The organism is Nonomuraea sp. NPDC050547, assembly GCF_044457345.1.
Taxonomy (GTDB): Bacteria; Actinomycetota; Actinomycetes; order Streptosporangiales; family Streptosporangiaceae; genus Nonomuraea.
Map to the genome: position 1 here is coordinate 148,423 of NZ_JBITGW010000018.1, position 17,998 is coordinate 166,420.

General features: G+C 70.1%; 16 protein-coding genes. 5 read left to right on the plus strand and 11 right to left on the minus strand.

What is annotated here, in order from left to right:
• From ACIBHY_RS38555 to ACIBHY_RS38590, 8 genes are all read right to left on the minus strand, one after another.
• The gene (locus tag ACIBHY_RS38555) at positions 1 to 669 is read right to left on the minus strand and encodes a response regulator transcription factor (RefSeq protein WP_012888073.1); all 669 of its coding nucleotides are present in this window, start codon (positions 667 to 669) and stop codon (positions 1 to 3) included.
• Between the two features lie 260 nt (positions 670 to 929).
• The gene (gene bfr, locus ACIBHY_RS38560) at positions 930 to 1,412 is read right to left on the minus strand and encodes a bacterioferritin (protein ID WP_379609940.1); all 483 of its coding nucleotides are present in this window, start codon (positions 1,410 to 1,412) and stop codon (positions 930 to 932) included.
• A 16-nt stretch (positions 1,413 to 1,428) separates the two neighbouring features.
• Complete coding sequence (locus ACIBHY_RS38565) at positions 1,429 to 1,605, minus strand: bacterioferritin-associated ferredoxin (RefSeq protein ID WP_184957801.1); 177 nt, start codon at positions 1,603 to 1,605, stop codon at positions 1,429 to 1,431.
• Positions 1,606 to 1,737: 132 nt separating this feature from the next.
• On the minus strand, positions 1,738 to 2,346 hold the full coding sequence (locus tag ACIBHY_RS38570) for an MBL fold metallo-hydrolase (RefSeq protein ID WP_397309286.1): 609 nt from the start codon (positions 2,344 to 2,346) through the stop codon (positions 1,738 to 1,740).
• 31 nt (positions 2,347 to 2,377) lie between these two features.
• Entirely contained in the window at positions 2,378 to 3,463 is a 1,086-nt protein-coding gene (locus ACIBHY_RS38575; protein ID WP_184957803.1) for an S-(hydroxymethyl)mycothiol dehydrogenase, read from the minus strand.
• 16 nt (positions 3,464 to 3,479) lie between these two features.
• Complete coding sequence (locus ACIBHY_RS38580) at positions 3,480 to 4,454, minus strand: adenylate cyclase regulatory domain-containing protein (protein ID WP_397252169.1); 975 nt, start codon at positions 4,452 to 4,454, stop codon at positions 3,480 to 3,482.
• Positions 4,455 to 4,463: 9 nt separating this feature from the next.
• Entirely contained in the window at positions 4,464 to 4,976 is a 513-nt protein-coding gene (locus tag ACIBHY_RS38585) for a PH domain-containing protein (RefSeq protein ID WP_397093793.1), read from the minus strand.
• Between the two features lie 17 nt (positions 4,977 to 4,993).
• Positions 4,994 to 5,824, minus strand: a complete 831-nt coding sequence (locus ACIBHY_RS38590) for a biotin--[acetyl-CoA-carboxylase] ligase (RefSeq protein ID WP_397252170.1) — start codon at positions 5,822 to 5,824, stop codon at positions 4,994 to 4,996.
• A 48-nt stretch (positions 5,825 to 5,872) separates the two neighbouring features.
• On the opposite strand from ACIBHY_RS38590, the gene ACIBHY_RS38595 reads away from it, so the two are divergent.
• The 5 genes from ACIBHY_RS38595 to ACIBHY_RS38615 all read left to right on the plus strand — a co-directional run bounded on the left by ACIBHY_RS38595 (position 5,873) and on the right by ACIBHY_RS38615 (position 12,941).
• Positions 5,873 to 8,086 carry an FdhF/YdeP family oxidoreductase gene (locus tag ACIBHY_RS38595; protein WP_397309288.1) on the plus strand — a complete coding sequence of 738 codons (2,214 nt, stop codon included), beginning with the start codon at positions 5,873 to 5,875 and terminating at the stop codon, positions 8,084 to 8,086.
• Entirely contained in the window at positions 8,083 to 8,922 is an 840-nt protein-coding gene (gene fdhD, locus ACIBHY_RS38600; RefSeq protein WP_397309289.1) for a formate dehydrogenase accessory sulfurtransferase FdhD, read from the plus strand. Before ACIBHY_RS38595 ends, fdhD begins: the two co-directional genes overlap by 4 nt.
• A gap of 75 nt (positions 8,923 to 8,997) precedes the next feature.
• Positions 8,998 to 10,086: an epoxide hydrolase family protein gene (locus ACIBHY_RS38605; RefSeq protein ID WP_397309290.1), complete on the plus strand. Its 1,089-nt coding sequence runs from the start codon at positions 8,998 to 9,000 to the stop codon at positions 10,084 to 10,086.
• 151 nt (positions 10,087 to 10,237) lie between these two features.
• Positions 10,238 to 11,665 (plus strand): MFS transporter, encoded by a 1,428-nt coding sequence (locus tag ACIBHY_RS38610; RefSeq protein ID WP_397309291.1) that lies wholly within the window; start codon positions 10,238 to 10,240, stop codon positions 11,663 to 11,665.
• A gap of 115 nt (positions 11,666 to 11,780) precedes the next feature.
• Positions 11,781 to 12,941: a DUF418 domain-containing protein gene (locus tag ACIBHY_RS38615; protein ID WP_397309292.1), complete on the plus strand. Its 1,161-nt coding sequence runs from the start codon at positions 11,781 to 11,783 to the stop codon at positions 12,939 to 12,941.
• Here ACIBHY_RS38615 and ACIBHY_RS38620 read toward each other — a convergent pair.
• The 3 genes from ACIBHY_RS38620 to ACIBHY_RS38630 all read right to left on the minus strand — a co-directional run bounded on the left by ACIBHY_RS38620 (position 12,904) and on the right by ACIBHY_RS38630 (position 17,968).
• Positions 12,904 to 15,525 carry a phosphoenolpyruvate carboxylase gene (locus tag ACIBHY_RS38620; RefSeq protein WP_397252176.1) on the minus strand — a complete coding sequence of 874 codons (2,622 nt, stop codon included), beginning with the start codon at positions 15,523 to 15,525 and terminating at the stop codon, positions 12,904 to 12,906. The two genes, ACIBHY_RS38615 and ACIBHY_RS38620, sit on opposite strands and share 38 nt — an antisense overlap.
• A 68-nt stretch (positions 15,526 to 15,593) precedes the next feature.
• Entirely contained in the window at positions 15,594 to 17,159 is a 1,566-nt protein-coding gene (locus tag ACIBHY_RS38625; protein ID WP_397309293.1) for a hypothetical protein, read from the minus strand.
• On the minus strand, positions 17,156 to 17,968 hold the full coding sequence (locus tag ACIBHY_RS38630; RefSeq protein ID WP_397252179.1) for an ABC transporter ATP-binding protein: 813 nt from the start codon (positions 17,966 to 17,968) through the stop codon (positions 17,156 to 17,158). Before ACIBHY_RS38630 ends, ACIBHY_RS38625 begins: the two co-directional genes overlap by 4 nt.
• Positions 17,969 to 17,998: the final 30 nt, after the last annotated feature.

Below are 17,998 nucleotides of genomic sequence, written 5' to 3' on the forward strand. Positions count from 1 at the left end.
CTACTCGCGTTCGAAGCGGAAGCCGACTCCCCGGACGGTGGTGATGTATCGGGGCTTCGCGGCGTCGTCGCCCAGCTTGCGGCGCAGCCAGGAGATGTGCATGTCGAGGGTCTTGGTGGAACCCCACCAGTTGGTGTCCCAGACCTCCCGCATGATCTGCTCCCGGGTGACGACCTTTCCGGCGTCACGCACCAGCACGCGCAGCAGGTCGAACTCCTTGGTGGTCAGGTGCAGCTCCTTGTCGCCCATCCAGGCTCGGCGGGAGTCGGCGTCGATGCGGACGCCCTGCACGACCGGGGTCTCCGAGGTGCCGCGGCGCAGCAGCGCCCGCACCCTGGCCAGCAGCTCCGCCAGGCGGAACGGCTTGGTGACGTAGTCGTCGGCGCCGGCGTCGAGTCCGACGACGGTGTCCACCTCGTCGACGCGTGCGGTCAGGATCAGCACCGGCGTGCCGTGGCCTTCGGCCCGGATCCGGCGGGCGACCTCCAAGCCGTCCATTTCCGGTAGTCCGAGATCGAGAACTATGAGATCGATGCCGCCCGACAGGGCCCTCTCCAGGGCCTGCGGGCCGTCGGGACTCACCTCAACCTGATAACCCTCGCGACGCAGGGCGCGCGCGAGCGGCTCGGAGATCGAGGTGTCATCCTCGGCGAGAAGTACGCAGGTCATGAAGCGATCGTAGGACCTTAGGCGATCGTTTCCCGGGCACAGCGCGCGGTTTGACTTGTCGTTGACCTATCCATTGACCTGGGCAAACGATGATATACGTTGGTTATTGGCGATTTACCCACCCGGCCAAACACCCCCATGCTTCTCCCCGCCCAACCGGCCTGTGCGCCTTCGGCGTGTCGCGGCTTCGCCGTAGGAGAAGACAGCCGTACGAGAAGAGAAACGCCCGCCGGAACCCCGGCGGGCGCTTGGTGAATCCTCTAGCTGGCGGACGGCGGCTCCGCGTAGCGGGCGAGGTAAAGCTGCTCGCCCAGCGACTGGATCAGAGCGAGCTCCGTCTCCAGGTAGTCGATGTGGTGCTCCTCGTCGGCGAGGATGTCCTCGAAGACACGCGCGGAGGTCGCGTCACCCTTTTCCCGCATGAGCAGGATCGCCGGCCGCAGCCGCTTCACCACCGACAACTCGACGTCCAGGTCCGCCTTGAGCTGCTCTTCGACCGTCTGCCCGATGTGCAGCGTGCCCAGCCGCTGGTAGTTGGGCAGGCCTTCCAGGAAGAGGATGCGGTCGGTGAGGCGCTCGGCGTGCCGCATCTCGTCGATCGACTCGGCGCGCGTGTGCTCGGCGAGCTTGGTGTAACCCCAGTTCTCCTGCATTTTGGCGTGCAGGAAATACTGGTTGATCGCGGTGAGCTCGGCGGTGAGCTGCTCGTTGAGCAGCTCGATGATCTGCTTGTCGCCCTGCATGGACGGGCCCCTCGTGCTAAGCGGTCGTCAGTTCTTCAGACCGCTTCAGGATCGCACAGATCTTGCGCACGCAAGATGCACAGTCGCCGCCGGCGCCTGTGGTGTCGCGGATCTGCCGCACACTCTTGGCGCCGGATGCGATGCAGTCGTGGACCTCATTTTCGGTCACAGCACGACAAACGCATACGTACATCCGGGGGCAGCCTCTCGCAAGATATAAGGTTAGGCACGCCTAAGATACCTCACTTCGGTAAGGCTTGCCTATGTTAGGTGTGCCACACGGACACTACCTACCAGAGAGGACATTCCCCCTAGGGGGTATGTTTCAGTGACCCCGCTTGATCCACTCCTCCAGATGCGGGGCCTCCGCGCCGATCGAGGTCGAGTCGCCGTGGCCGGTGTGGACGCGGGTTTCGGCAGGTAGCGTCAGCAACCGCTCCTTGATCGACTCGACGATCGTCTCGAAGGAGGAGTACGACCTGCCGGTCGCGCCGGGCCCTCCGCGGAAGAGCGTGTCGCCGCTGAACAGCGCGGTGAGCTCGGGCGCGTAGAGGCAGACCGCCCCCGGCGAGTGGCCCGGGGTGTGGATCACCCGCAGCTCGATCCCGCCGACCTCCAGCTTGTCGCCGTCGCTCAACGGCTCGTACGTCACGGAGTCGCCGTACACCTGCTCCCACAGCACCTGGTCGGCCGGGTGCAGCAGGATCGGCGCGTTCAGCTCGGCCGCGGCGTTGATGTGGTCGTTGTGGGCATGCGTGCAGACGATCGCCTTGATCCGGCGGCCGCCCACGCGCTCGGCGATGGCCGCCGCGGAGTGCGCCGCGTCGATGACGATCACCTCACGGGCGTCGCCGACCAGCCAGACGTTGTTGTCGACCTCCCAGGTCCCGCCGTCCAGCGAGAACGTCCCCGAAGTGATCACTTTGTCGATCATGCGTTGTCTCCTAGGCAGGCGGGCGGAACGGTCACAGCACCACGACCGACCGCAGCACCTCACCACGGTGCATCTTGGCGAACGCCTCCTCCACCTGGTCCAGCGCGATCTCCTCCGAGACGAACTTGTCCAGCGGCAGCCGGTTCTGCAGGAACAGGTCGACGAGCATGGGGAAGTCACGGGAGGGCAGGCAGTCGCCGTACCAGGAGGACTTGAGCGCGCCGCCACGGCCGAAGACGTCGAGCAGCGGCAGCTCCAGCGTCATCTCCGGCGTCGGCACGCCGACCAGCACGACGGTGCCGGCCAGGTCGCGGGCGTAGAAGGCCTGCTTGTAGGTCTCGGGGCGGCCGACGGCCTCGATCACGACGTCGGCGCCGTTGCCGCCGGTCAGCTCGCGGATCGCCTCGACGGGGTCCTGCGAGCGGGAGTTGACGGTGTGGGTGGCCCCGAAGCCCTTGGCCAGCTCCAGCTTGCGGTCGTCCACGTCCACGGCGATGATCGTCCCGGCTCCGGCCAGCGAGGAGCCCAGGACGGCCGCGTCGCCGACGCCGCCGCAGCCGATCACGGCCACGCTGTCGCCCCTGCCGACGCCGCCGGTGTTGATCGCGGCGCCGATGCCGGCCATGACGCCGCAACCCAGCAGCCCGGCCACCTGCGCCGGCGCCTCCGCCGAGACCTTGGTGCACTGACCGGCGGCGACCAGCGTCTTCTGCAGGAACGCGCCGATGCCCAGGGCGGGCGAGAGCTCGGTGCCGTCGGCCAGCGTCATCTTCTGCTTCGCGTTGTGGGTGGCGAAGCAGTACCAGGGACGGCCGCGCAGGCAGGCGCGGCACTGGCCGCACACCGCGCGCCAGTTGAGGATCACGAAGTCGCCCGGCTCCAGCCCGGTGACGCCCTCGCCGACCGCCTCGACGGTGCCGGCGGCCTCGTGGCCGAGCAGGAACGGGAAGTCGTCGTTGATGCCGCCCTCCCGGTAGTGGAGGTCGGTGTGGCAGACACCGCACGCCTGCACGTTCACCACCGCCTCGCCGGGACCCGGGTCCGGCACCAGCACGGTCTCGACGGAAACTTCCTGGCCCTTGCCTCTGGCGATGACGCCACTGACTTCGTACGGCATGCCAGTCATCTTGCTTTCAAGAGGAAGATCTTCGCAAGACGTAGGGCTGCACCACGCCGAGCCCCCGAGCAGGGCGACGCCGGATCCTGAGCACGTCGAGGCCCGGCTGCCCGGCGAGTTCGGCGGCCAGGCCCGCGTCCACGACGATCGTGCCGGGCCGGGCGATGGCGGTGAGGCGGGCGGCGAGGTTCACGGTGGTGCCGAAGACGTCGCCCATCATCTGCAGCACCGGCCCGTAGGCCAGGCCGATGCGCAGTTCGTCCGCCTCGACCAGCTCAAGCGCGATCCGCGCGGCCACCCCGGCGGACGGCGCGCTGAACAGCACCTCGTCGCCGAGCGTCTTCACCAGCCGGGCGCCGTGGGCGGCCACCACGTCCGCCGCTCGCGCCTCGAAGCCCTCCACCAACGCCGCGAGCTGCCGTTCGTCGAGGTCACGGGCGCGCCGGGTGAAGGAGACCAGGTCGGCGAAGCCCACCGCGATGTTGACCTTGGCCATCTCGGTCTCTTCGCTGATGTCGGCCAGCGCGAGCATCCTGGTGCCCGCGGCGGCCAGCTGCGCCCGCCAGACGTGCACGAGCACGTGCTCGAAGTCGGGCAGCAGGTTCTGGGCGGTCTCCAGCACCGCCGCCAGCTCGCTGTCGCTCGCCTCTGCGTCCTTGGGCAGCATCGCGCCGACCATGATCTCGGCCTGCCACTGCGCCAGCCTGGCCGTGGTACGGCCCAGCGCGCGGGTCATGCGCAGCACGGTCTGCTCGTCGAGCAGGCCGCTGTCGAGCATGGTGCGCACCCGCCCGAGCGCGGCCACGTCGGCGTCGCTGAAGGCCACCGCGTCGTCGGACAGCGTGGCGAAGCCGAGCGCGCGCCAGATCCGCTCGGCCAGATCCTGGGAGACCCCGGACTTGGCCGCCACCTCCGCGCGCGTGTAGCGGGCGGGCGTGCCGACCAGCAGCCGCTCGATCTCCTCTGCCGTGGGCCGGCCCGGTGTCTCCACGCCCGCGGGCTACTTGCCGTCGACCTCGCCGTCGGAGACGTCCTCGACGGCGCGGAACAGGTCGGCTCGGACGTCCTGGATCTGCGGGATGTCACGCAGCGCGAGCTGCCCCTGGTCGCTGGCCGACTCCACGGTCAGCGTGCCGCAGCCCAGGATGCGCTCGGCGAACGACTGGTCGGAGCTGACCGAGTTGACCTTGGTCAGCGGGATCTCGTCCGTCGACTTGTTCAGCACGCCGGTGCTGATCGTGAAGCGGTGGGTGGTCAGGACGTAGCCGGTGTTCTTCCACTGCAGGTACGGGATGAACGACCAGATCGTCAGCAGCAGGATCGCGACGACGCCGATCGCGAGCCTGCCGTAGGTGGCGTACTGCCAGTCGCCGGGCACGAAGTAGATCGCGACCCCGGAGGCGATGACGATGAGCACCAGCGCGGCGAAGGGCGCGATCAGCCGCTTCCAGTGCGGGTTGAAGGCCCGGATGCGGCGCTCGCCCTGCGTCAAGTGGTGGTCTGGGAGAGTCATGCGGAAATCGTGCCACTCTATGGTGCCGGTCGCACGTGAACGACGTCACCCGCGCTCAACGTGTGACCCTTGCCGTCGGCCTCGACCTGCAGGTGGCCGTTCGGGTCGACGCCGGTGGCCACGCCCTCAAGGACGCGCTCGCCGGGCAGTTCGACCCTGATGCGGCGGCCGATCGTCGCGCAGGACGCCTGGTAGGCGGCGCGCAGCCCGCAGGCGTCGGCGTCGCCGTCGGCCTCGGTCCATTCGCGGTAGTGGCTTTCCAGCTCGCGCAGGATCGCCCTGATCAGCGGGTCGCGGTCGACGCAGGCGGCCTGCTCGACGGCGAGCGAGGTGGCGGTCTCGACGGGCAGTTCGGCCGGCTGGAGCGAGACGTTGAGCCCCATCCCGATCACCACCGCTTCGTCGATCCGCTCGGCCAGCACCCCGGCCAGCTTGCGCTCGCCGATCAGCAGGTCGTTGGGCCACTTGAGCCGGACGTCCACCTCGGCCAGGCGGCGCACCGCGGAGGCGGCGGCCACGCCGAACAGCAGCGGCAGCCAGCCGTGCCGGACCTGCGGGACCCTCGGGCGCAGCAGGACGGAGAACGTCAGGCCGGAGCGCGCGGGCGCGTTCCACACCCGGCCCAGGCGGCCGCGACCGGCGAGCTGGGTCTCGGCGACGAGCACTGCGCCCTGCTCGGCGCCGCCACGGGCGGCCTGGGTCAGGTCGGCGTTGGTGGAGCCGGTGCTGTCGATGACGGTGATGCCGGTCCACAGGCCGCCGGGCCGTACCAGAGCGCGGTTGAGCGCGCCCTGGGACAGAGGCGGGCGATCGAGGTCGGAGTAACGCGAGTCAGCCACGTCCACCATCTTCCTACGGCCTGGTCCCCGGCTCCGCGCGGAGGGGAGAATGGGGAGATGAGCAAGCTTCTTGACCCGCGTAACTGGGCGTCTTGGCGGCCGTTCGGCATCGGCCTGCGCAAGCCCAACAACTACCTGGAGTTGTGGAAGGCGTTCAAATCGGTCAAGGGCAACAGGCGCTACGCCTGGCGCATTCTCAATCAGGGAACCTGCGACGGCTGCGCGCTCGGGACCCAGGGCATGCGCGACTGGACGATGGACGAGATCCACCTGTGCAACATCCGGCTGCGCCTGCTGCCGCTCAACACGATGCCGGCGCTGAAGTACAGGGCGCTCAAGGACGTCTCCGGGCTTCATGGGAAGAAGAGCGCGGAGCTGCGGGAGTTGGGGCGGCTGCCGTACCCGATGATCAGGAGGGCGGGCGAGGCGGGCTTCACGCGCGTTTCGTGGGACGAGGCGCTGGAGGTGGCGGCGCGGCACCTGCGCGAGGCGCGCTTCGGTGTCTATCTGACCAGCCGCGGCGTGCCCAACGAGAACTACTTCGCGGCGCAGAAGGCGGTGCGCGCGATGGGCAGCAACAACGTCGACAACGCGGCGCGCATCTGCCACTCGCCCTCGACGGTGGCGCTGAAGGAGACGATCGGGGCGGCGGCCACGACCTGCTCCTACACCGACTGGATCGGCTCCGACCTGATCGTGTTCATCGGGTCGAACCCGTCCAACAACCAGCCGGTGGCGATGAAGTACCTCTATCACGCCAAGAAGGCCGGGACCCGGATCGCGATGGTCAACGCCTATCGCGAGCCGGGCATGGACAAGTACTGGGTGCCGTCCAACGCGGAGTCCGCGGTGTTCGGCACGAAGATCACCGACGAGTTCTTCGGCGTCAACGTGGGCGGCGACATCGGCTTCCTCAACGGGGTCCTCAAGCACCTGATCGAGAAGGGCTGGGTGGACGAGGAGTTCGTCCGCTCGCGCACGAAGGGCTTCGACGAGGTACGGCAGGCCGTCGCCGCCCAGTCGTGGGAGTCGCTTGAGGCGCTGTCCGGCTCCACCAGGGCCGAGATGCTGCGCATGGCGGAACTGCTGGGCCGGGCCCGCTCGGCGGTGCTGGTGTGGTCGATGGGCATCACGCAGCACGCGTTCGGCGAGGACAACGTGCGCTCGATCGTGAACCTGGCGCTGGCGCGCGGGTTCGTGGGGCGTGACAACTGCGGACTGATGCCGATCCGGGGGCACAGCGGGGTGCAGGGCGGGGCGGAGATGGGCGCGTACGCGACGGGCCTGCCGGGCGGCCTGCCGATCAACCCACCCAACGCCACGAAATTTACCGACATGTGGGGATTCGAGGTGCCCAGCTCCCCCGGACTCACCGCGACCGAGATGATCGACGCGGCGCACGCGGGCGAGCTGGACGTGCTGATCTCCTCCGGCGGCAACTTCCTGGAGGTGCTGCCCGATCCGGCCTACTGCCGCGAGGCGCTGTCGCGGCTGAAGCTGCGGGTGCACGTGGACATCGTGCTGTCCTCGCAGATGCTGGTGCCGAGCGCGGGCGACGTGCTGCTGCTGCCCGCGCAGACCCGCTACGAGATGGTCGGCGGCGTGACCGAGACCTCCACCGAGCGCCGCATCATCTTCTCGCCCGAGGTCGAGGGCCCGCGGATCGGCGAGGCGTGGCCGGAGTGGAAGATCTTCACCGAGCTGGCCGCCCGAGTCCGCCCGGAAATTTCTGGAAAAATCACCTACACCGGTACGCCCGACATCCGCGAGGACATCGAACGGGCCGTCCCCTTCTACGCCGGAATCGCGGACCTGCGGGTGTTCGGCGACAACGTCCAGTACGGCGGCCGCCACCTGTTCGCCGACGGCCGCTTCCAGACCGCCGACGGCCTGGCCGTCTTCTCCCCGGTCACGCCGCCCTCGCCGGAGCGCCCCGACGGGTCGTTCATGGTGGCCACGCGGCGCGGCAAACAGTTCAACAGCATGGTCCACGAGCGCCGCGACGGCTTCAACGGCGCGATGCGCGAGGCCGTGCTCATGAGCGCCTACGACGCCGACCGCCTCGGCCTGCCCGACGGCGCGCCCGTCGAGCTCACCTCTTTGGGCGAGCGGCAGCGCACCTACCGGGGCAAGGTGCTGCGGGCCCCGCTCATGCCGGGCAACCTGCAGATTCACTGGCCGGAGGGCAACGTGCTGCTCGACGAGTCCCGCCGCTCCCCCGACGCCAAGATCCCCGACTACAACGCCCTCGTCACGGTGAAGCAGCTGTGAGCGAGCGCCCTGGGCCCACCACGCGCGTACGGATCCGGGAGATCACCGGGTCCGCCGCCCGGGACCGCCGCGACGACCTGGCCACCGAGGAGCCTCTGGAGATCCGTCTGCGGTCCGGCGGGGAGCGCAGGACCGCCGCGATCACCATGCGCACGCCGGGGCACGACTTCGAGCTGGCCGCCGGGTTCCTGCACGGCGAGGGGATCGCGGGGCCCGGCGAGATCGCGGCGATCGGCTACTGCACCGACGAGGACGTGCTGCCCGAGGCCCGCTACAACGTCGTCACGGTCCGGCTGCACACGCCGATCCCCGATCTGCCCGCGCTCGAACGCCACTTCCTCACCTCCAGCGCGTGCGGGATCTGCGGCTCGGCCAGCCTCGACGCGCTGCGGCACCGCTGCTCACCGGTCGCGCCGCCGGAGCTGGGGCTGACCCAGGAGGTGCTGTACGGCCTGCCGTACCGGCTGCGCGAGTCGCAGGGGGTCTTCGGCAAGACCGGCGGCCTGCACGCGGCGGGCCTGTTCACGGCGGGCGGCGAGCTGGTGGCCACGCGCGAGGACGTGGGCCGGCACAACGCCGTGGACAAGCTGGTCGGCTGGGCGGGGCTGCGCGGCGAGCTGCCGCTGGCGTCGAACGTCCTGATGGTCAGCGGCCGGGCCAGCTACGAGATCATGCAGAAGGCGCTGGCCGCCGGCATCCCCGTGGTGTGCGCGGTCTCGGCGCCGTCGTCGCTGGCGGTGGACCTGGCGAGGGAGTTCGGCATGACGCTCGTGGGCTTCCTGCGCGGCGAGCGCTGCAACGTCTACGCGGGAGCGGAGCGCATCAAGGTCGCCTAAGTGTGGAACAAAGCATTCCGTTCTGATAGAGTTCTTATCAGAACGGAACGCTTCGCTTCCCGAAGGAGACCTCCCATGGCCGAGATCCGCCCCTACCACATCGACGTCCCCCAGGCCGACCTCGACGACCTGAAGGCCCGCCTGGCCAGGACCCGCTTCACCGACGAGCTCCCCGACGCCGGCGAGGACTACGGCGTGAGCGCCGGCCGGGTCCGCCGCATGGTCGAGCACCTGCGCGACGAGTTCGACTGGCGCGCGCTGGAGGCCAGGCTCAACGCCCACCCGCAGTTCACGACCGAGATCGACGGCCAGAACGTGCACTTCTTCCACATCCGCTCCGCCAAGGAGGACGCGCTGCCGCTGGTGCTGACCCACGGCTGGCCGGGCACCGCCCTGGAGTACGTCGAGGTGATCGAGCCGCTGTCGCGTGACTTCCACCTGGTCATCCCGTCTGTGCCCGGATTCGGCTTCTCGGGTCCGACCACGGAGCGCGGCTGGAACGCCGCCCGCGTCGCGGCCGCCTGGGCCGAGCTGATGAAGCGCCTGGGCTACGACCGCTACGGCGCCGTGGGCAACGACGGCGGCTCGATCGTCACGCCGTACATCGGCAGGCTCGCCCCCGAGCACGCCGTCGCCCTGCACGTCACCCAGATCTTCTCCTTCCCCTCCGGCGACCCGGCCGAGTTCGAGGGGCTGAGCGAGGAGGACATGGGCAGGGTCCGGTTCCTGCAGAGCTTCTGGGAGACCATGGGCGCCTTCAACACCATGCAGTCCCAGGCCCCGCAGACCCTCGCGCACGCCCTCGCCGACTCCCCCGCCGGCCTGCTCGGCTGGATGGGCCAGCTCATGGGCGAGGAACTCGGCATCGACTGGGCGGTGAGCAACATCGCCGTCCACTGGTTGTACGGCACCGCCGCCTCCTCGGCCCGCTTCTACTACGAGAACGCCAAGCTGGAGCAGCCCGCGGAGCCGACCACCGTGCCGATCGGGCTGGCCAACTTCGCCAACGACTTCCAGTCGATCAGGCGCTTCGCCGAGCGCGACCACAAGAACATCGCCCAGTGGAACTTCTACGACGTCGGCGGGCACTACGCCGCGCACGAGGTTCCGGAGGTGTTCGCGCAGGATGTGCGCGATTTCTTCGCGCGGTGGAACGCGGAATGAACCTTTCCGCATAGGGCCGTAGCTTCCGTGCTACGGCCCTTTCGCATGGGGTGCCGGCCGTACGCGAAGATCTTGCGAAAACAGTGGAATGAAGCATTCCGTTCTGCTATTGTTGGAACAGAACAAGCCGTTCCGATTCAGGAGGAACACCATGACCGTCCTCGACACCCGGCCAGTGGCCGCAACCGCCGCTCCCGAGCAGCCCGCCGCCTACAAGTGGCGCTGGCCGGCCCTGGCCGTGATCCTGTCCGGATCCGTCATGGAGCTGCTGGACGCCACGGTCACCCACATCGCGGGGCCGACCATGAGGAACGACTTCGGCGCCGGGAACGCGTTCATCCAGTGGCTGGGCGCCGCGTACATCCTGGCGATGACCGCGGGCCTGCTCACCGGCGGCCGGCTGGGCGACATCGTGGGACGCAGGCGGATGTTCCTCATCGGGATGATCGGCTTCACGGTCGGCTCGCTGCTCTGCGCGGTCTCCGTCTCGCCGGAGATGATCATCGCGGCCCGGGTCGTCCAGGGCCTGTTCGGCGCGGCCATGATCCCCCAGGGGATGGGGATGATGAAGGAGATGTTCCCGCCCAAGGAACTGGCGAGCGCGTTCGGGCTGATGGGCCCGGTCATGGGACTGTCGGCCATCGGCGGCCCGATCCTGGCGGGGTGGCTGGTCAGCGCCGACCTGTTCGGCACCGGCTGGCGGATGATCTTCCTGATCAACCTGCCGATCGGCGTGGCGGCGGTCTTCGCGGCGCTGCGCTTCCTGCCGAAGACCCCGCCGATCGGCGGCGTCAAGCTCGACCTGCCCGGCGCGATCCTCGCCTCCGCCGGTGTCGTCCTGATGGTCTTCCCGCTGGTCCAGGGCCAGGAGCACGGCTGGCCCGCGTGGTCGTTCGCGCTGATGGCCGCCTCGGTCGTCACCCTCGTCGTCTTCGTCGCCTACGAGAAGCGCCGTGCCGCCCGCGGCGGCGACCCGCTGGTGGCGCCCTCGCTCTTCCGCAAGCCCGCGTTCCTGTCCGGCATGGCCGTCGGCACCGTCTACTTCGCCGCCTTCGGCGGGGTGTTCATGGTCATCGGCCTCTACACCCAGCTCATGCTCCACTACGACCCGCTGAAGGCCGCGCTGACCGGCGTCCCCTCCTCCCTCGGCATGATCGTGGGCATGATCGTCGCCCAGTCCACCCAGCGCTTCGGCCGCAAGGTCCTGCTGGCCGGCGCCGTCATCATGGCCCTCGCGGTCGTGGCCCTGCTGATCGTGGCCGAGCCGGGCGTCACCCCCTGGCAGCTCGCTCCGGCCCTGCTCTTCGTCGGTCTCGGCAGCGGCATGATCATGGGCCCGTACTTCAACATCGTCCTGGCCGCCGTGGACCCGCAGGAGACCGGCTCGGCCTCCGGCACGCTGACCGCGCTCCAGCAGGTGGGCAACGCGCTCGGCCTGGCCGTACTCGGGACCGTCTTCTTCGGGACCGGCAGCGCCGAGATCACCTTCGCGGTCGCGGCGGGCATGATCGTGGTCACCTTCCTCGTCGGGCTGATGCTCCCCCAGCAGGCCCGCCAGGACGCCGAGTTCGTGCACTAGGGATTTCGGAAGAAAGGGCCCGGCGTTTTCGCCGGGCCCTTTCCGACTTTGGATGGAGCCGTCCGCGCCCTCGGACGGATGCGGGCCGCCCCTGGGGGTCCGTAGCGTCGCAGGCATGACCACCACGGCGCCGGCTTTAAGGCGCATCCACGAGATCGACGCCGTCCGCGGCTTCGCGCTGGGCGGCATCCTCGTCGCGAACATCAGCTTCTTCGCCGACCCCGGGCTGTCCGTGGCCATCTCCAGCATGGACTTCAACCGCGACCCGGTGAGCCTGACGGTCCAGACGCTGGTGCTGACGAAGTTCTACGTCATCTTCTCGTTCATGTTCGGCTACTCCTTCACGATGCAGATGCGCTCGTGGGGCGAGAAGGTCAAGCCGCGGATGCTCCGCCGCTGCCTCGGGTTGTTCGTGCTCGGCGTCACGCAGGGCATCCTGTTCTGGATCGGCGACATCCTCACGCTGTACGCCGCGCTCGGCCTGATCCTGCTGGCGCTGCGCAACGTCCGGCCGAGAACCGCCGTCAAGATCGGCTGCTGGATCATCGGCGTCATGTCGGCGATCTGGCTCATCCTCGCGGGGCTGACCATGCTCGACCCCTCGGCCGGCGTGACGACGCCCACCGACCCGGCGGTCATGGCCGCCGCGCAGGCGCAGGTCACCGGCAGCCCGCTGAGCTTCCTGCAGTTCCAGCTGGAGACCTACCCGATGCTGGCGGCGTTCATCTGGTTCGGCCAGGGCCCGATGGCGATGGCGTTGTTCCTGTTCGGCATGGCCGCGGGCAAGTCGCGGCTGCTGGAGGACCCCGAGCGCTGGGCGCGCTTCGTGCCGCGCGTCCTCTGGATCGGGTACGGCCTCGGCCTCCCGGCGGCCGTCTTCTTCACCTGGTCCAGCCAGCACGAGGGCGCCCTGCAACTGGTCGGCCTGGCGCTCAACAACATCCTGTCCCTGCCGCTGGCCGCCGCGTACGTGGTGACGCTCCTGCTACTGGTGCGGCGCCTGCCGGCGATCGGCGCCGCGCTGGCCCCGGCGGGCAGGGCCGCCGCCTCCAACTACATCGGGCAGTCCATCCTGCAGTGCCTCGTCTTCACCGGGTACGGGCTGGGGCTCGGCGGCAGGCTGACGCCGATCGCGGTGATCGGCGTGGCCGCGGCGATCTACACGGTTCTGTTGCTGCTGAGCGCCTGGTGGATGCGCAACCACCGCTACGGCCCGATCGAACGGGGCCTGCGCGGGTTCACCCAGTATTCTGCAGACCCGCGGCCACTCCGTTGACCGACAGCAGGAGCAGCGTCGAGAGCCGCTCGGCCTCCCGCTCGGGGACCTCGCCCCTGCGCAGCGCGGTGAGCGCCCGCAGCTGCAGGTGCGACAGTGCGTCGACGTAGGGGTCGCGCAGCTGCACCGCCCGCGAGAGGACCTTGCGGTTCTCCAGCAGGCGGGTGTGCCCGGTGACCTGCAGGACCAGCTTGCGGGTCAGGTCGTACTCGGCCATCACCTGCCCGGCGAAGTCGTTCCGGCCGCCGAGCGCGAGATAGCGCTCGGCGATCGAGCGGTCGGTCTTGGCCAGCGACATCTCGGCGTTGTCCAGCATCGCGTTGAACAACGGCCACTCCTCGTACGCCGCCCGCAGCTCCTCGACCGAGGCGACCGAGGCCAGCCCGGTGCCCAGGCCGTACCAGCCGGGCAGGTTCACCCGGGTCTGCGCCCAGGCGAACACCCACGGGATGGCCCGCAGGTCGTCCAGCGACCGGGGCGCCCCGAGTCCGCGCCGGGCCGGGCGGGAGCCGAGCCGCAGCGAGCCGATCTCCTCCAGCGGGCTGACCAGCGCGAACCATTCGGGGAAGCCCGGCGCCTCGGTCAGCGCGCGGTAGGCGCCCTCGGAGGCGGAGGCCACCTGCTCGGCCAGCGTGCGGAAGCGCGCGGCGGCAGCGGCGGTACGGCTGCCGTTGGTGGGCGAGGAGGCCAGCAGCACGGCGTTGGCCACCTGCTCCATGTGCCGCCTGGCGATCGCCATGTGGCCGTAGCGGGCGAAGATCACCTCACCCTGCTCGGTCACCTTGAAGCGTCCGGCGACCGAGCCCGGCGCCTGGGCCAGCACCGCCCGGTTGGCCGGGCCGCCGCCGCGGCCGAGCGCGCCACCGCGGCCGTGGAACAGCCGGAGCTTCACCTCGTGCTCGCGGGCCCACTCGGTGAGGCGCTCCTGGGTCTGGTAGAGCTTGAGCGTGGCCGCGGCCGGGCCGAGTTCCTTGGCCGAGTCGGAGTAGCCCAGCATGATCTCCATGCGCCGCCCGGTGGCGGCCAGCCTGGTCTGGACCTTGGGGATCTCCAGCATGCCGGTGAGCACGCCGGGGGCGTTGTCGAGGTCCTGGCCCGACTCGAACAACGGCACCACGTCGAGCACCGGTGCCCGGATGCCGAGCGCCGCCTCGGCCAGCTCGTAGACGGCGGCCACGTCGTCGGCCGAGCGGGTGAAGGAGACGACATACCTGCAGCAGGCGTTCACGCCGAAGCGCTCCTGGATCCAGGAGATCACCCGGATCGTGGACAGAACCTCCTCGGTGAGCGGCGACAGCTCGCCGCCCGCCCTGATCTCCGCCAGAGCCGTCGCGTGCACCTGCGAGTGCTGGCGGACCTCCAGCTCGGCCAGGTGGAAGCCGAACGTCTCCACCTGCCAGATCAGGTGCTGCAGCTCGCCGTACGCCTGCCGGGCCGCGTGGCCGGCCAGCGACTCCTGGGCCAGTCTGAGGTCGGCCAGCAGCTCGGCGGGCGCGCGGTAGGCCAGGTCGAGGTCGCGCTGGTTGGTGGCCGAGATGCGCGCGGCCACGTACAGCAGCCACTGGCGGTGCGGCTCCTGCGGCGAGCGGGTGGCCAGCTCGGAGACCAGGTCGGGGTGCGCGTCCTCGGCCGCGGAGATCGCCGAGCGCAGCGCACGCGACGGCGCGGCGTAGTGGGCGTTGGCGGTGAGCGTGCGGGCGATGCGGGTGGTGGCCGTCTCCAGCGCGGTGAGCACGTGCTCGGCCTGGATGAGCACGGCCTCGCGGGTGACCTTCGCGGTCACGTTGGGGTTGCCGTCGCGGTCGCCGCCGATCCAGCTGCCGTAGCGGATGAACGGCCGCGCCAGCGGCGACCTGGTCCCGGCGCCCTCGCCGAGCGCCGCGTCCAGCGAGCGGTAGACCTGCGGCACCACCCGGAACAACGTCTCGTCGAAGGCGGCCATCGCGGTGCGTACCTCGTCGAGCGGGTCGAGCTTGGTGTCGCGCAGCTGGGCGGTGCGCCAGAGCAGGTCGATCTCCTCCAGCAGCCGCCGCAGGTTCTCCTCGCGCTCCGAGGCGCCCCGGCCGGGCGCGTTGTACTCGGTCAGCTGGGTGCTGACGCGCTGGATCGCGGTGACGACCGCGCGCCTGCGCGCCTCCGTCGGGTGCGCGGTGAGCACCGGGTGCAGCTCCAGCTCCTCCACGAGCTCCTGCACGCGCGCGGTCCCGAGCTCCTGTACGGCGTGCGCCAGCGACTCCTTCAGCACCTCGCCGTCGGTGTCGCGCTCCCGGAGCGTCCTGATGCGGTAGTGCTCCTCCGCCAGGTTCGCCAGGTGGAAGTAGCAGGTGAAGGCCCGCGCGATGAGCACCGCCCGGTCGATCTCCCATTCGGCGACCATCGCGGCGATCTCGTCGGCGGAGGCCTCTCCCCTCCTGGCGGCGATCACGGCCTTGCGCAGCCGCTCGACGTCGGCCAGCAGGTCCTTGCCGCCCTGCTCGGCGATCACGTCGCCGAGCAGCCTGCCGAGCAGTTTCACGTCCCGGCGGAGCTCGTCCGGCATCTCGACGACGGCGGCGCTGCGGCGTTCAACTGCCTGGTCAGTCATGTTTCGAAGGGTACAGAGTGCCTGTGAACGAGCGCAGACCGGTCTCACCTAATGGACTAGACCACTGCTCACGTGGGACGGGACACCGCGGCCAGCACTTCGGGCATGCGCGCGTGACCCACCGTGGCCGCCAGCCTCCGGCCGAAGTACTCCACCGCGAAGCCGTACGGCAGGGCCGCCACGCTCACCCACGCCACCCCGAACACCACCGGCAGGACCAGCGGCAGGCTCAGCCCGGCGATGCCGATCATGGCGGCGAACGACCCGGCGAACGCCTGCCCGCCCTGGCCCGGGGCGGCGCCGGTGAAGGCGTTGAGCCGGTCGGGCACCGTGTACGGCAGGATCACGCTGGTCATGGAGGCCACGCCGAGGCCCACGCCGTACACGCCCCATGCGGTCAGGGCGGCGGGCAGGATGGCCGACGGCGTGCCCGCGAACAGGGAGACGGCCACGGTCATGAGGGCCAGCAGGGGCAGCGCGATGAGCGCCGCGGCCAGATGCCGGCCGGCCAGGTCGGTGCGCAGGCCGCGCTCGTCGCCGAACGCGACCGTGTTCATCCACAGGGAGCGGCCGTCGATGCCGAACGCGTTGCACGACTGCAGCGCGAGCATCAGCGCGCCGAGGCACGCGGGCCCGATCACCAGCGGCAGGCCACCGCCCCCGCCGGACTGACCGGTGATGGAGAAGGCGATCACGCCGGTGACCACGATCGAGGCGAACCAGCCGACGCGGAAGCGCGGGTCGCGGCGGATGTACTTGAGCTCCTTGGTGACCACGGCGGCGAGCGGGCCGTCGGGCAGGAAGCGGTCGACGATCCCGCTGGAGCGGCGGACGGAGGCCGACTGGGTGGAGGCGTCCGCGGTGACCAGCGCGTGGGCCAGCGCCTTGATCCAGAGCCAGCCGATCAGGACCACGAGCGCCGCGACGACGAGCAGTTCGGCCAGGCCGACCAGGCCGCCGTCGGCGATGGCGTGGGCGGCCAGGCCGGGCGGCGTCCAGCGGAGCACTCCCGCGGTGCTGCCGATGAGCGCGACCGGGTCGCCGAGTCCTCTGTTGGCGATGAGGTTGGGCAGCTGGAACAGCAGCACCGCGAAGATCGCCGCCACCGCCAGCGCGTCCCGGCCGCGGCGCGAGCGCAACGCGCCGGACAGGGCCGTGGTGATCAGCCTGGAGGTGACCAGGCAGAGCGCGAACTGCAGGAACACCGCCACGACGCCGACGAGCACGCCGCCGATCCCGCTCGCCAGCCCCACCAGCGCGCCGACCGTGATGATCAGGGTGGCGGCGGGCCAGACGCCGGTCGCGGAGGCGGCGAACATGCCCACGGCCAGCTGCCCCGTGCGCAGGGGGAACAGCGAGAGCCTGGCCGGGTCGAGCGTGTCGTCCAGCCCGAACGCCAGCAGCGGGACGATCGCCCAGCCGATCCAGAACATCGTGAACGCGAGGACGGCCAGGTTGGTGGCCATGGCGGGCTCGGCCAGACGCAGCAGGCTCATCAGCAGGAACCCGAGAGCCGCCACGGCGATCGCGGCGAGCAGGGTGAAGACGAAGCCCAGCTTGCGCGCGAGGTCCCCGCGCAGGTTCCCGGCGACCAGCCGCAGCTTGAGCCGCGCGAACAGCAGCGCCGTGCTCACCGCTCACCGCCGGCGCTGGGGCTCTCCTCCGCTGTGTCCACCGTGGCGCCGTTGGCGCCGAGCCAGGTCAGGCCCGTGTCGCCGGCCCGCTTGGGGCCGCCGACGAGGTCGAGGAAGGCCTGGTTGAGTGTACGGTCGCCGCGTACCTGGGCCAGCGGGCCCTGAGCCACGATGTGACCGGCGCTCATCACCGACACCCAGTCGCACAGCCGTTCCACGAGGTCCATGACGTGGCTGGAGAAGATGACCGTCGAGCCGGAGGCGGTGAAGCGCTGGAGCACGTCGGTCAGGGTGTTGGCGCTGACCGGGTCGACGCCTTCGAACGGCTCGTCCAGGAACAGGACCGACGGGTTGTGCAGCAGCGCGGCGGCCAGGCCGATCTTCTTGCGCATGCCGGTGGAGTAGTCGACGACGAGCTTGTCGGCGGCCTCGCGCAGGTCCATGACGCCCAGCAGTTCCTCGGTGCGCTGCTCGACCTCGGCCATGGGGATGGCGCGCAGCCGGCCGTTGTAGTGGAGCAGCTCGCGGCCGGACAGGCGCTCGAACAGCCGCAGGCCCTCCGGCAGCACGCCGACCCTCGCCTTGACCTGGACCGGATCTCGCCAGACGTCCAGGCCGTCGATCACCGCCCGGCCGCCGTCCGGGCGCAGCAGTCCGGTGATCATGCTGAGTGTGGTGGTCTTGCCCGCGCCGTTCGGCCCGACCAGGCCGGCGAAGCTTCCCGCCGGCACCACCAGGTCGACTCCCGCGACCGCGATCTGCTGGCCGTAGCGCTTGAAGAGCCCCTGTGTGCGAACCGCCTCCGTCATGGAACCAGCGTAGAAGGAGGGATTAACCTT

Coding starts and splice junctions, on each gene's coding strand:
- ACIBHY_RS38555 (WP_012888073.1), bottom strand. CDS start 669: ATGACCTGCGTACTTCTCGCCGAGGATGACACCTCGATCTCCGAGCCG.
- bfr (WP_379609940.1), bottom strand. CDS start 1,412: ATGCAGGGCGACAAGCAGATCATCGAGCTGCTCAACGAGCAGCTCACC.
- ACIBHY_RS38565 (WP_184957801.1), bottom strand. CDS start 1,605: ATGTACGTATGCGTTTGTCGTGCTGTGACCGAAAATGAGGTCCACGAC.
- ACIBHY_RS38570 (WP_397309286.1), bottom strand. CDS start 2,346: ATGATCGACAAAGTGATCACTTCGGGGACGTTCTCGCTGGACGGCGGG.
- ACIBHY_RS38575 (WP_184957803.1), bottom strand. CDS start 3,463: ATGCCGTACGAAGTCAGTGGCGTCATCGCCAGAGGCAAGGGCCAGGAA.
- ACIBHY_RS38585 (WP_397093793.1), bottom strand. CDS start 4,976: ATGACTCTCCCAGACCACCACTTGACGCAGGGCGAGCGCCGCATCCGG.
- ACIBHY_RS38590 (WP_397252170.1), bottom strand. CDS start 5,824: ATGGTGGACGTGGCTGACTCGCGTTACTCCGACCTCGATCGCCCGCCT.
- ACIBHY_RS38595 (WP_397309288.1), top strand. CDS start 5,873: ATGAGCAAGCTTCTTGACCCGCGTAACTGGGCGTCTTGGCGGCCGTTC.
- ACIBHY_RS38605 (WP_397309290.1), top strand. CDS start 8,998: ATGGCCGAGATCCGCCCCTACCACATCGACGTCCCCCAGGCCGACCTC.
- ACIBHY_RS38610 (WP_397309291.1), top strand. CDS start 10,238: ATGACCGTCCTCGACACCCGGCCAGTGGCCGCAACCGCCGCTCCCGAG.
- ACIBHY_RS38615 (WP_397309292.1), top strand. CDS start 11,781: ATGACCACCACGGCGCCGGCTTTAAGGCGCATCCACGAGATCGACGCC.
- ACIBHY_RS38620 (WP_397252176.1), bottom strand. CDS start 15,525: ATGACTGACCAGGCAGTTGAACGCCGCAGCGCCGCCGTCGTCGAGATG.
- ACIBHY_RS38630 (WP_397252179.1), bottom strand. CDS start 17,968: ATGACGGAGGCGGTTCGCACACAGGGGCTCTTCAAGCGCTACGGCCAG.